Genomic DNA, 12,737 nt, shown 5'->3' with positions numbered 1-12,737 from the left:
GCGATTGAGCCGTTTCTGGTCGACGAAAACCGTTGCAGTGCAGTGAAATAGCATCGATTTGCCCATTGCGTTCGAACACCAGTTCGACTACTCTTGGGGCATGCCACTCGACACCCTGCTCCCCACCGTCCGTGACCTGACGATCACCGCCGACGCCACCGGTCGTGAGGTCTTCGACACGACCAAGATCCTGATGGGTCTGCGCAACGTGGTCGACCATCAACTCGCCGTGCACGCGGGCGCGCTGGACCGGTTGGGGGTGGCCCGGCAGACCGGCGGCAAAACTCGCGCCCTGCTGATCGAGATGGGTGCCGCACCCACGGTGGCGGATCGGTGGCTGCGGATCGCCGCCGCGCTGTCCACTCTGGAACGGGTGGCCGCCTACAGCGGGGATGGGGTCTTCTCCGGCGAACACATCGACGCCCTCGTGCGTGGCATGGGGCATATCGAGAAGAGGTCGCCGGAACCGTTGAGCGAGGTGTCACGGATCGAACACCAGTTGGCGTTGCTCGCGCAGGCGTTTGCTGGGGCCACCCCACGCGAGGTGCTCGACACGGCCCGCAAGCTCGGTAACCAGATCGCCGACGAGCAGGGTGGGGTGCCCGCGGGTGAGGACCGCTCCATCAATGAATGGTCGACCAAGCCCACCGATGACGGCCGGTTGGAGGTCTCGGCGAACCTGGACATCGTGATCGGGGAGAAACTGGTGTCGGCGATCGAATCCCTGTCGCAGAAACGCCCCGAACCCGACGGATCGGAGGACGCCCGCAGCGCGGGGCAGCGCCGCGCCGACGCGTTGGAGATGATCCTCGATGCCGCCGCCCACGCCAACGCGTCGGGTGTCGCTGATCTGGTGACGGTCCCGAAAACACACCTGAACCTGACCGTGCCCGTCGACACCCCCGATGCCGCGTCCCTGCAGTGGCTGGGGCCGATCTCGCAGACCCTGGCGAAAACCCTGTCCTGCGATGGCACCGTGAGCGCGGTCATCGTCGACGGTGAGAAGGTGCCGTTGGATATGGGGCACCCGCAGCGGTTGTTCACCCATCACCAGCGCAGGGCGTTGATCATCCGTGACCACTGCTGCGTCAAATGTGGTGCGGCAGCAGGATATACACAGTGTCATCACATCGCCCATTGGGCTGACGGGGGTCCCACCGACCTGGACAACGGCTGCCTACTCTGCACGTCGTGTCACGCGCAGATCCACGCGTCGGGCTGGGACATCATCATGGGCGCCGACCGCCACCCCTGGCTGCTGCCACCCGTCGAGCAGGACCCGAACCGCACCCCGATACCCGCCTACAACCGGCGGACCATGCGCCTCGACGACATCGCCGCCTGACCCGAACATGACCGAGAAGAACTGACCCGACCACGACCGAGCACACCTGACCAGCACGGCCTGACCGGGAAGAACCGACCAGCAGCCCAGCCTGACCCGACCAGCCCAGACCACCCGGGAACTCCCCGGACGAACGTTCCTTGACAACTCCACAGTGTGAAAGAAGCTGGCGGCCCGGTGGGCCCGCCGGAGTCACATCCGGCGGGCCCGCCCAGCCACCACGTCGCCGGGCGTTGAGGGGCCGGCCCTGAACTCCGCGCGTGAGCGGGACACCGAAACGCCGGTGTCGATGGCGGCCCGGTGGTGTGAGGTCTTCAGGGCGGACAAGACACAGCTTTGGGGACTCACCCGCCGATCACGGCTCGTCGGGCAGACGCAGCTCCGGCTTCTCGAGTTCCTCGATGTTGACGTCCTTGAACGTGATGACCCGGACCTGCTTGACGAAGCGGGCGGGGCGGTACATGTCCCACACCCAGGCGTCACTCATGCGCAGTTCGAAGTAGATCTCGCCATCGGTGTTGCGGGGCACCATGTCCACCGCGTTCGCCAGGTAGAAGCGCCGTTCGGTCTCCACCACGTAGGTGAACTGACCGACAATGTCCTTGTACTCGCGGTACAGGGAGAGTTCCATCTCGGTTTCGTACTTCTCGAGATCCTCAGCACTCATCAGATAAGCCTATCGTGGTCGAGTCGGGGTCGGAGGCCGCGCGTGAAGCGACGTTCCGGTAGGACATGCGGTGCACCGCCGACGGGCCGTGACGATCGATGCAGGCCATGTGATGGGCCGTGCTGTACCCCTTGTGAACAGCGAAATCGTAGCCGGGCACCTCGTCGTCCATGGCCACCATGATCCGGTCGCGGGTGACCTTGGCGATGATGCTCGCTGCGGCGATACAGGCCGCGGCGCCGTCACCGCCGATCACCGGAAGGGACGGCACGGTCAGCCCCGGCACCGCGAAACCGTCGCTGAGCACATATCCGGGCACAACATCGAGCCCGGCAACGGCCCGGCGCATCCCCTCGATGTTGGCGACGTGGACGCCGATCCGGTCGATCTCGGCGGAGTCGATCACCACCGCGCTCCAACTCAGCGCGTAACGGGTCACCGCCTTGTACAGGGTCTCGCGCGTGGCCTCGGTCAGTCGTTTCGAATCGTCGAGGTCCGCCAGCGACACGAGCTGGGTCGGTTTGAGTACGCACGCCGCCACGACCAGCGGGCCGGCGCACGCTCCCCTGCCCGCCTCGTCGACACCGGCCACGGGACCGAGTCCGTTGCGCTCCAGCGCGAACTCGAAGGTCCGCAGGCTCGCGGCGCGACGCACCGGGAACCGCGGCGGCCATCGGCTCATCGGCCACCTCCGCGCCTCATACCCTCCCGCGTCATTGCTGCGGGTTGTACGAACCGACACCACCGATCCGCGAGAAGGGGTAGATGATGAATCTCACCTTGCCGCGGATGTCGCTGATCGGCACGGTGCCGTGGTACTCGTCCTCCATGTGGAAGCGGGAATCGGCCGAGTTGGCCCGGTTGTCCCCCATGACCCACACGTTGCCCTCGGGCACCTTGACCGGTCCGAAATCCGGTCCGTAGCACGAGTTCGGTTGCCCGTCGGGGGTCGCGGCCAAGATGTTGCCCGCGGCGACGTCTTGGGCCTGCAGGGCCTTGTCGACGTAGGGCTCGGCCAGCGGCTTGCCGTCGACCTTGACGCCCACGTTCTCCGCGTTCCGGCATTCGACGGTCTGACCGCCGGTGGCGATCACACGCTTGACCAGATCGTTCTCGTCCGGCGGGGCGAACCCGAACCAGGACAGCACGTCCTGCATCCCGTTCACCACCGCATTATCCGACCGCGGGGACATCCACGCGCCGTCCCACGACTCCGACGGGGCCTTGAAGACCACGACGTCGCCGGGCGACGGGTCACCGAACCGGTAGGTGATCTTGTCGATCACGATCCGATCGTTGGTACATCCGGTACAGCCGTGCAACGTCTGTTCCATCGACTCCGATGGAATGACGTACTGACGTCCGACGAAGGTCTGCAGCACCCAGGTGAGCAAGAGCACGCACCCGATGATGATGACGGCCTCACGCAGGACCGAGCCACGCTTTTCCGGCTTGTCGCTCTTCGTGCGCCACGGACGCTCGTCGGGATGCTCCCCGTCGGGGTCCCAACCGTATTCCTCAGCCCTCGACGAAGAGCCGTCGGGTGAGGAACCGGCCGCGGATTCGTTGTCCGATGAGTTGTTGTCGGCCACGTCGTCAGGGTAGACGGGTCAGCGCTTTTCCTTGATCTTGGCGGCCTTGCCACGCAGATCACGCAGGTAGTAGAGCTTCGCGCGACGCACGTCGCCGCGGGTGACGACGTCGATCTTGGCGATGTTGGGGCTGTGCACCGGGAAGGTGCGCTCCACGCCGACGCCGAAGGACACCTTGCGCACGGTGAACGTCTCACGCACGCCGCCGCCCTGGCGGCGGATCACGACACCCTTGAACACCTGGATACGCTCCTTGGAGCCCTCGATGACCTTGACGTGGACGTCGAGGGTGTCACCGGGCCCGAAGGCGGGGATGTCGTCGCGCAGCGACTGCTTGTCGAGAAAATCGAGGGTGTTCATCGTGGTTGGTCCAATCTGGCGGTCGCGTGAACAGAGGAACCTGGCGGCCCCGCACTCGACCTCCCGACATGTCGGGTCGTCACGTGTGAGGTTCGACCGGTTCGTGCTCCGAGTCATGGTGTGCGCTGCGACGTCGCCCCATGGCAGGGACGTCGTCGCCAGGCAACCCGACTATTGTGCCAGACAGACCCCGGTGCGGAGAAATCGGTGGTGGCGGCGGTGCCGCGTGGACCACCTCGTCGAGCCGATGCTCGGTCTCCGAACGCACATGCGGCAGGACGTCCGGGCGTCCGGCGATCAGATCCTGCACGAAAATCTTGGCACGAATGAACGGGCGACGCAGACGCCGTTCCCGTTCCATCGCCCGCTCGAGTTTGCGCGGTCGGCCCAGATAGCGCCACCGGGCCCACGGCGAGGTGGGCCGGGCGAGGCGCAGCACCCCGACGATGAGCAGCGGCCATGCGAACACGCCGATCACCCCGGTCCACACCTTCCCCTTGAGGACGACGACCGCGGCCAGGGCGAGGTTGAACACCGCGGCGATCAGGTCGAGACCCACCGTGTGCGCGATCCGGAAATCGTGCAGCGCGTCGAAGTAGAGGTCAAGCGGGCGAAAGCCGAGCAGGATCATGCCGGTCGCGGCGAGCGCGATGAACACCGCATCCACCGACGTGCGGCCCTCGTGTGACCAATACACATCACGCAGGTAGAAGATCAGCGCGAACTCGTCGAGGATCAGCGCCGCACCGACACCGAACAGTCCGGCCAGCACCGACATCATCACCTGATCCTCGCTGAGCGCGAAGAAGATCAGTCCCAGTCCGCTGAGCAGCGTCAGCACCACTCCGAACACGACGTGATGGACATGGGTGTCGCCGGCGGTGACATTGGAGAACCACCACCGCGCGTCGGCCCTGATCAGCCGGACGCTGATGCGGATACACACGAAGCCGACGATGAAACCGCAGAAGAACACCAGCAACGGGAGTCGCCCGCGCTCGATGATGTCGTGGGTCATCCAGTCGGCAGCCCGCTCCGAGAGCCATCGGTGCACAGTGTCCAGCGTAGCGTCGCCGCTCAGTCGTCCCCGGCCGGTTCGTCCGGCAACAGATCCGGGCGCCGGGCCCGCGTGCGCTGCAGCGACTGCTCGTGGCGCCACTGCGCCACCTTCGCGTGATTGCCGCTGAGCAGCACCGGCGGCACGTCCAGGCCGCGCCACGACACCGGCCGGGTGTAGCTCGGTCCTTCGAGAAGTCCGTCGGAGAACGAATCCTCCTGGTGGGATTGCGGATTGCCGAGCACCCCGTCGAGCAGCCGGACGGTGGCCTCGATCATCGCCATGGTCGCGACCTCGCCACCGATCAACACGAAGTCGCCGAGGGACACCTCCACGACCCGCACTCGCCGCGCCGCGTCGTCGAAGACGCGTTGGTCGATCCCCTCGTAGCGGCCGCACGCGAACACCAGATGCGACTCGTGACTCCAGCGTTGTGCGGTGGCTTGGGTGAACGGCACACCGGCGGGCGTCGGGACGACGAGCAGCGCGCCGTCAGGGCACACGTCGTCGAGGCACGGTCCCCACACCTGCGGCTTCATCACCATGCCGGGGCCGCCGCCGTAGGGCGCGTCGTCGACGCTGCGGTGCACGTCGTGGGTCCAGTCGCGCAGGTCGTGCACGTCGACGCGAATCCGGCCGGCGTCGATGGCCTTGCCCAGCAGGGCGACCCGCAGCGGATCGAGGTATTCGGGGAAGATCGAGACGATGTCGATGCGCATAGCTCAGGCCTCGACGTCGAGCAGGCCGTCGGGCGGATCGATCTCGATGCGTTCGCGTGTCACCGTCGGGACGATCTCACGCACGAACGGGATCAGCACCTCGCGGCCGTCGGGTGTGCGAACCGAGAGGATCTCTCCACCTGGCATATGCAGCACCGTCTCGAGCACACCGACATCGGTGCCGTCGACGGTCGAGACCGGCAATCCCTCAAGTTCGTGGTCGTAGAACTCGTCGGGATCGGTACCCGAGTCGACCTGCGAGGAGTCGATGAGGAACAGGGTCCCGCGCAGAGCGTCGGCGGCGGTCCGATCGGCGACCCCGTCCAAGGACAGCAACAGCCGCCCGGCATGGTGCCGGGCGGCTGTCACCGTGAATGTCTTCTCCCCGCCGGCCTTGGGCAGGCGGGCGCGCAGGGCGCTGCCCCGTGCGAACCGTGCCTCCGGATCGTCGGTGCGGATCTCGACCACGACCTCGCCGCGGACGCCGTGCGACTTGGCGACACGGCCGATCACGAGATCCATCGCGGACGAGCCGACGTCAGCGGTCGGTGTCGACGATGTCCACACGCATCCCACGGCCACCGATGCCGGTGACGAGGGTGCGCAGGGCGGTCGCGGTCCGGCCGTTGCGGCCGATGACCTTGCCGAGGTCGTCGGGGTTGACGTGCACCTCGACGAGGCGACCCCGACGGCCGGTGATCAGCTCGACCCGGACGTCATCGGGGTTGGCGACGATACCGCGGACGAGATGTTCGACCGCGTCGGCGACGACTGCGCTCACGCGTCGGCCTGGCCGGCGTCGGCTGCAGCGGTCTCCTCGGCGGCGACCTCGGCCGGGGCCTCGTCCTTCTTGGCGGCCTTCTTCTTCGGGGTGGTTGCCTCGGCGACCGGCGCGCTGTCGGCGGCGGCCAGTGCGGCGTTGAACAGGTCCAGCTTGGACGGCTTCTGCGCCGGCGCCTTCAGGGTGCCCTCGGCGCCCGGCAGGCCCTTGAACTTCTGCCAGTCACCGGTCACCTTGAGGATGGCCGCGACCGGCTCGGTCGGCTGCGCGCCGACACCCAGCCAGTACTGGGCGCGCTCGGAATCGACCTCGATGAGGCTCGGCTCTTCCTTCGGGTGGTACTTGCCGATGGTCTCGATCACCCGGCCGTCACGGCGGGTCCGAGCGTCGGCGACGACGATGCGGTACTGGGGGTTGCGGATCTTGCCGAGCCGCGTGAGCTTGATCTTGACAGCCATGTCTTCTTCCTCATGTGGTCACTGCGCAATTCAGCGGCCCGCCCGGTGTGGCGGACCCGGTTTTGCGATCTGTTTCGGTGTGACCGTCGGTCGGTACGTGACCGGTTCCGACGAACCGACCTGAAATTGTGCCAGATGAGGCGGTGTGTTCGGAAATCGCCATGCGTCGACGGCCGTGTGCGGCTCCGCGGTCTGGCTCCGCGAACGAAGTACCGGGCTCGGCATGTGGTTACCCACCCCGCTGAAGGTAACCACATGCCGCGTGCTCAAGCGTCGAATCGGCTCCATTACGTGGGCGCGGCCGCAGCGACCCTCCCCTGATCAGCTGCGACCGCGGCGCCCGCGCGGGCCTCGAGACACTCGCGAACCCTCCGCAACGCGATTGCTACATTACCAAACAGTAAGTTAGCGGCACCAGAACACGACAGGGTGCAATTCGTCACACGTTGGAATGATCCTGGAGATCGTGACCTGGGGATTTGTCAGCGATGCGGTCAGACGACCGTTAGCCCGGAGCAAACGATCGAGCGCGGGCGGCGCAGCGTGGTCAGGTCACGGCGCGGATCGTCGTCGAGGACGATGAAGTCGGCCGGGTCCCCGTCGGCGAGCAGACCGGCACCGAGCCATTGCCGCGGGGCCACACTCGCCGCGTACAGCGCGTCCCGCGCGCCGAACCCGACGGCCGCCATCGCGTCGATCTCGTCGACGATGCGTCCGTGTTCGACGAAACCTCCGGCGTCGGTGCCCGCGAAGATGGCGACACCGGCCTCGCGCGCGGCCGCGAACACCGCACCGGCGTTCTCGTAGAGCTTGCGCATATTTGCCTGGTAGGCCGGGAAGCGGTCGGCACCGTCGGCGATCCCGGGGAAGTTCTCCACCTGGATCAGGGTGGGTACCAGCGCGATCGATCGTTGCACCATCTCGTCCATCTGGTCGAGGGTCAGACCGGTGCCGTGCTCGATGCAGTCGACGCCGGCACCGATGAGATCGGGCAACGCGTCGGCGCCGAACACGTGTGCGGTGATCCGGACGCCCTCGGCGTGGGCGGCGGCGACTGCGGCGTCGATCTGGGCGCGGGTCCACAGCGGCGCCAGATCACCGATCTCCCGGTCGATCCAGTCACCCACGATCTTGACCCAGCCATCCCCGGCACGGGCCTGACGGGTGACCTCGTCGGCGAGGTCGTCCGGGTCGTCGAGATCGACACCGTAGTCGCGCAGGTAACGTTTGGGCCGCGCGATGTGTTTGCCCGACCGGATGAACCGGGGTGAGGCCGGATCGGCGTCGAGCGGATGGGTATCCAGGGGCGATCCGACCTCCCGGATCAGCAGCGTGCCCGCCCGGGCGTCGGCGTGGGCGAACTCGCGGGCCCGGTCGATGGTGACGCCCAGACCGGGGGCGATACCGACATGGTTGTGGGCGTCGACGAGGCCCGGGATGATCCATCCGTCATCGACGACGGTGGTCGCACCGGCAACCGGCTCGCGGGTGATCGTGTCCCCGACCACCCACACGTCGATTTGTTCGTCGGTGAACGGGTCACGCCCGCGGTAGTGCCGCACATCGTCGGCGTTCACGATCATCCCTCTCTGTCCGACTGCCCCACTGAGACGTGCCTAGGTGTTCTTGGGCTTCTGGAACTGCGAGACGTCGATGCCCTCGAGGCCCGGAGGCAGCTCGTTGAGACCGGCGGGCATGTTGGACAGATCAGGGAAACCGGCCGGCATCCCGGGCATCCCACCCATCCCGGGGAATCCGGCGCGCGCGGCCTTTGGTGGCGTCGGCCCGCGGTTCTTGCCCTTCTTGCCCTTGCCCTTCTTGCGGTTCGACTTGCGCCCGCCGCCGCCGAAGCCCATCCGGCCCGACATCTGCGCCATCATCTTGCGGGCCTCGAAGAACCGGTCGACGAGCTGGTTGACGTCGGTGACGGTCACCCCCGAACCGTTCGCGATGCGGATCCGCCGGGAGGCGTTGATGATCTTGGGATTCTCCCGCTCCTGCGGCGTCATGCCGCGGATGATTGCCTGCACCCGATCGAGCTGCTTGTCGTCGACCTGCGAGAGCGCATCCTTCATCTGCCCCGCACCGGGCAGCATGCCGAGGATGTTGCCGATGGGGCCCATCTTGCGGATCATCAGCATCTGCTCGAGGAAGTCCTCGAGGGTGAGCTCGCCCTGCGTGATCTTGGTGGCGGCGGCCTCGGCCTGCTGGGCATCCCAGTGCTGCTCGGCCTGCTCGATCAGCGACAGGACGTCGCCCATGCCGAGGATCCGGCTGGCCATCCGGTCGGGGTGGAAGACGTCGAAGTCCTCGAGCTTCTCACCCGACGACGCGAACATGATCGGTTTGCCGGTCACCTCGCGCACCGACAGGGCGGCGCCACCGCGGGCGTCGCCGTCGAGCTTGGTGAGCACGACACCGGTGAAGCCGACGCCGGTCGCGAAGGCCTCGGCGGTGGTCACCGCGTCCTGGCCGATCATCGCGTCCACGACGAAGAGCACCTCGTCGGGTGTCGTGGCCTCGCGGATGTCGGAGGCCTGCTTCATGAGCTCCTCATCGATGCCCAGGCGCCCGGCGGTGTCGATCACCACCACGTCGAAGTGCTGTGCCTGCGCCTCGGCCACGCCCGCGCGGGCCACCTCCACCGGATCGCCGGAGGACACCCCGAGTGTCCCCTCGCCACCCACGCTGGTACCCGGGTGCGGGGCGAAGACCTTCACGCCGGCGCGCTCGCCGACGATCTGCAGCTGCGAGACCGCCCCGGGGCGCTGCAGGTCGCACGCCACCAGCATCGGTGAATGGCCCTGCTTCTTGAGCCAGTGGGCCAGCTTGCCGGCGAGCGTGGTCTTACCGGCACCTTGCAGACCGGCGAGCATGATGACCGTCGGGGGCTTCTTGGCGAACGTGACGCGCCGCGTCTCGCCGCCGAGGATGCCGACGAGCTCGTCGTTGACGATCTTGACGACCTGCTGGGCCGGGTTCAGCGCGCCGGAGACCTCCGCTCCCTTGGCGCGTTCCTTCACCTTGGCGATGAATCCCCGCACCACCGGCAGCGAAACGTCGGCCTCGAGGAGGGCGAGCCGGATCTCCCGGCAGGTGCGGTCGATATCGGCGTCGGTCAGACGGCCCTTGCCGCGCAGATCTTTGAGTGCGTCGGCCAATCGATCGGATAGCGAATCGAACATTCCTCTAGTGTTCCATGCTCGTCGGAGTTGTCGGTCAGCTGATGGGTACGCCGGTGCGTCCGGTGCCGCCGTAGCTCTGCGGATTGTCGCCGTCGTCGGACTCCACGGTCGGCCGCGGCGGCGGGCAGACGGCGATGACGTCGTCGGCCAGCGCGGTGCGGCCGGCCCCGCTGTCGTCGGCCATCTTCAGACAGAACGTGTCGACGACGGTGCCACCCAGCGTGGTGACCTTTGCCCACCGCACCTGCGCGCCGTGCCGCTCGATCACCGCGCTGACCCGGCTCAACAGACCCGTGCGGTCGTCGGTACGCAGCTCCATCAGCACCTCCGAGGAGTCCGTCGCGTCCGACGGTGCGGTCTGTCCCCCGATCTCGGTGGGATCGATCCAGATCACGCGGGGCGGCGCGACCGCGAACAGCGCCGGCACGGCGCTCTTGGGGTGTCCGGCGCCGTCGACGGCCGGATCGGTGGAGCCTGCCGACACGCCCGTACCCGCGACCGATCCCGGCGTGGCGGTCACGGTGCCGATCGTCGGGATCGGCGAGTCGGCTTCGCGCGCATCGAGCCGTGCGAGCACGTCGATCTTGCCCTCGACGGCGGCCATCAGCTGCTGACGCATCAGGCCCTCCTCGGGCGGGCTGCCGAAGGCCGGCACGACGACGAAGGTGTTGACCGCGCTGCCGGCGTGGCTCTGCACGGTGGCGGCATGTGAACGCAGCCCGTTGAGGGCGAGCACCCCCGCAGCCTTGGACAACAACCCCGGTTGATCGGGGGCGACCACGGTCACCCGGAAGGTGTGCGGCCCGTCGGCGGGGACCATGCCGACCGAGAACCCGCCGCCCTCGGCGAGTGCGATCTGCTCGGGTGACAACGGTTCCGGACGGGCCGGTTGTGCCCCGTCGATCAGCCGCTGGGTCCGCCGGACGAGTTCGGTGATCAACGACGCCTTCCAGTCGCCCCACACGCCCGGGCCGGTCGCGAGCGAGTCGGCCTCGGCGAGCGTCGCCAGCAATTCCAGCAGTACCCGGTTGTGCCCGAGGGTCTCCGCGACCAGTTCCCAGGTGGCCGGATCGTCGAGATCGCGGCGGGTCGCCACGGTGGGCAGCAGCAGGTGGTGGCGCACCATCGCCGACACCAACTCGACATCCTGCGGCCACAGCCCGAATCGGTTGCCGACCTGGATGGCCAGGTCGGCCCCGACGATGCTGTGGTCGGCTCCCCGTCCCTTGCCGAGGTCGTGGATCAGCGCGCCGAGCACCAGCAGGTCCGGCCGCGACACGCGCGTGGTCATCGATCCGGCGTGGGCGGCGGTCTCGACCAGATGGCGGTCGACCGTCCAGGTGTGGATCGCGTCGCGGGGCGGCAGATCGCGGACCGCTCCCCACTCGGGCAGCAGTCGACCCCACAGCCCGGTGCGGTCGAGCGCCTCGATCGGGTCGACCATGTGATGTCCCGAGCCGAGCAGCACGAGCAGGTCACTCAGCGCCTCGCTCGGCCACGGTTCGCGCAATTCGGGTGCATAGTCGGCCAGCCGGCTCAGTGTCGAGGCGCTGATCGGCAGGCCGGTGCGCGCCGACGCGGACGCCACCCGCAGGATGAGACCGGGGTCCTTGCTGGGAATCGCGTTGCGCGCCAACACGACTTCGCCGTTGTGTTCGACCACGCCCTCGTCGAGCGGTCGGCGGATCGGTGACCGCCGCAGCTTCGCCAGTCCGCGCCGAGGCAGGGCGTTGCCGGCCGTGCGCAGACCCACATCGATGGAATAGCTGATGGTGCGGGCGGAATCGCTGATCACGCGGGCGAGGTCGAACCGGTCCCCGATCCGCAGCGCGGCACCGATCTCGTCGGCGTCCTGCGCCCGGACCTGCTCGCGGGGGCGACCCGCGATGCGGTGCAATTCGGTACGGATGTCGAGGAGTTTCGCGTACGCCACCTGCGGCCCCGCGCCCGGCGAGTCGGGCCGTAGGCTGGCCATGCCGTCGGTGAGCTGTGCGATCGCAAGCGCGCCGAGCAACTGCACGTCGCGCAGACCGCCACGACCGTTCTTCAGATCGGGTTCGGCCCGGTGTGCGATGTCCCCGGCGCGACGCCAGCGATCCTGCGCGTGCGAGACGACATCCACGAACCGATCGCGGATACCCGAACGCCACTGCTGCCGGATGCCGCTGATCAGCAGCGACGACAGGTCCTCGTCGCCGGCGATGTGCCGGGCCTCGAGCAGTCCGAGGGCGGCGGTGACGTCCTCGGACGCGACCTGCAGGGCCTGCGGAACGGTACGGACGCTGTGATCGAGCGGAATGTTGGCGTCCCACAACGGATACCAGAGACCGTCGGCGACCTCCGAGACCTCTTCGAGAGGCCGGTTGTCGTGGAGCAGAATGAGATCCAGATCGGAGAACGGCAGCAGTTCACCGCGCCCGAGACCACCGACGGCGACGATCGCGAATCCGCTGTCCGGGCGGATGCCGAGTTCTGCGCCCTTGCTGGTGAGCCAGAACTCGTGCAGATCGACCAGCACCTGCCGAAGACCCGCCGCATCGAGCTTGCCGGTCTTCGACGACTCCAGGAGCTGT

The 12,737-nt window shown here is 67.6% G+C and carries 13 protein-coding genes; 1 reads left to right on the top strand and 12 read right to left on the bottom strand.

What is annotated here, in order from left to right:
- Positions 1-100: 100 nt before the first annotated feature.
- Positions 101-1,345, top strand: coding sequence for an HNH endonuclease signature motif containing protein (locus GORHZ_RS06210; RefSeq protein WP_051998772.1), 1,245 nt, complete (start codon positions 101-103; stop codon positions 1,343-1,345).
- A gap of 355 nt (positions 1,346-1,700) precedes the next feature.
- On the opposite strand, the gene GORHZ_RS06205 is transcribed toward GORHZ_RS06210, so the two are convergent.
- The 12 genes from GORHZ_RS06205 to GORHZ_RS06150 form a co-directional block, all read right to left on the bottom strand.
- On the bottom strand, positions 1,701-2,012 hold the full coding sequence (locus tag GORHZ_RS06205; RefSeq protein ID WP_006331330.1) for a DUF2469 domain-containing protein: 312 nt from the start codon (positions 2,010-2,012) through the stop codon (positions 1,701-1,703).
- Positions 2,002-2,694, bottom strand: coding sequence for a ribonuclease HII (locus GORHZ_RS06200; RefSeq protein WP_006331329.1), 693 nt, complete (start codon positions 2,692-2,694; stop codon positions 2,002-2,004). Before GORHZ_RS06200 ends, GORHZ_RS06205 begins: the two co-directional genes overlap by 11 nt.
- A gap of 31 nt (positions 2,695-2,725) precedes the next feature.
- Positions 2,726-3,604 (bottom strand): signal peptidase I, encoded by an 879-nt coding sequence (gene lepB, locus GORHZ_RS06195; protein WP_006331328.1) that lies wholly within the window; start codon positions 3,602-3,604, stop codon positions 2,726-2,728.
- A gap of 18 nt (positions 3,605-3,622) precedes the next feature.
- Positions 3,623-3,964, bottom strand: a complete 342-nt coding sequence (gene rplS, locus GORHZ_RS06190; RefSeq protein ID WP_006331327.1) for a 50S ribosomal protein L19 — start codon at positions 3,962-3,964, stop codon at positions 3,623-3,625.
- A 79-nt stretch (positions 3,965-4,043) separates the two neighbouring features.
- Entirely contained in the window at positions 4,044-4,982 is a 939-nt protein-coding gene (locus GORHZ_RS06185) for a hypothetical protein (protein ID WP_040530420.1), read from the bottom strand.
- Positions 4,983-5,041: 59 nt separating this feature from the next.
- A complete protein-coding gene (gene trmD / locus GORHZ_RS06180) occupies positions 5,042-5,740 on the bottom strand; it encodes a tRNA (guanosine(37)-N1)-methyltransferase TrmD (protein ID WP_006331325.1) in 699 nt (232 codons plus the stop codon).
- A gap of 3 nt (positions 5,741-5,743) precedes the next feature.
- The gene (rimM, locus tag GORHZ_RS06175) at positions 5,744-6,262 is read right to left on the bottom strand and encodes a ribosome maturation factor RimM (RefSeq protein WP_006331322.1); all 519 of its coding nucleotides are present in this window, start codon (positions 6,260-6,262) and stop codon (positions 5,744-5,746) included.
- A 16-nt stretch (positions 6,263-6,278) separates the two neighbouring features.
- Positions 6,279-6,521, bottom strand: coding sequence for an RNA-binding protein (locus GORHZ_RS06170; RefSeq protein WP_006331321.1), 243 nt, complete (start codon positions 6,519-6,521; stop codon positions 6,279-6,281).
- The gene (gene rpsP / locus GORHZ_RS06165; RefSeq protein WP_006331320.1) at positions 6,518-6,979 is read right to left on the bottom strand and encodes a 30S ribosomal protein S16; all 462 of its coding nucleotides are present in this window, start codon (positions 6,977-6,979) and stop codon (positions 6,518-6,520) included. The genes GORHZ_RS06170 and rpsP overlap by 4 nt, the downstream gene beginning before the upstream one ends.
- Before the next feature lie 494 nt (positions 6,980-7,473).
- The gene (locus GORHZ_RS06160; protein WP_006331319.1) at positions 7,474-8,562 is read right to left on the bottom strand and encodes an amidohydrolase family protein; all 1,089 of its coding nucleotides are present in this window, start codon (positions 8,560-8,562) and stop codon (positions 7,474-7,476) included.
- 33 nt (positions 8,563-8,595) lie between these two features.
- Positions 8,596-10,164 carry a signal recognition particle protein gene (gene ffh / locus GORHZ_RS06155; RefSeq protein WP_006331317.1) on the bottom strand — a complete coding sequence of 523 codons (1,569 nt, stop codon included), beginning with the start codon at positions 10,162-10,164 and terminating at the stop codon, positions 8,596-8,598.
- A 34-nt stretch (positions 10,165-10,198) separates the two neighbouring features.
- Positions 10,199-12,737, bottom strand: a 2,539-nt coding sequence (locus GORHZ_RS06150) for a [protein-PII] uridylyltransferase (protein WP_006331315.1), incomplete at its 5' end; no start/stop codon positions are given.

Source organism: Gordonia rhizosphera NBRC 16068 (assembly GCF_000298195.1).
GTDB lineage: Bacteria > Actinomycetota > Actinomycetes > Mycobacteriales > Mycobacteriaceae > Gordonia > Gordonia rhizosphera.
The sequence above is the reverse complement of the archived record's forward strand: the minus strand, read 5'-3'. Positions and strand labels throughout refer to the sequence as shown.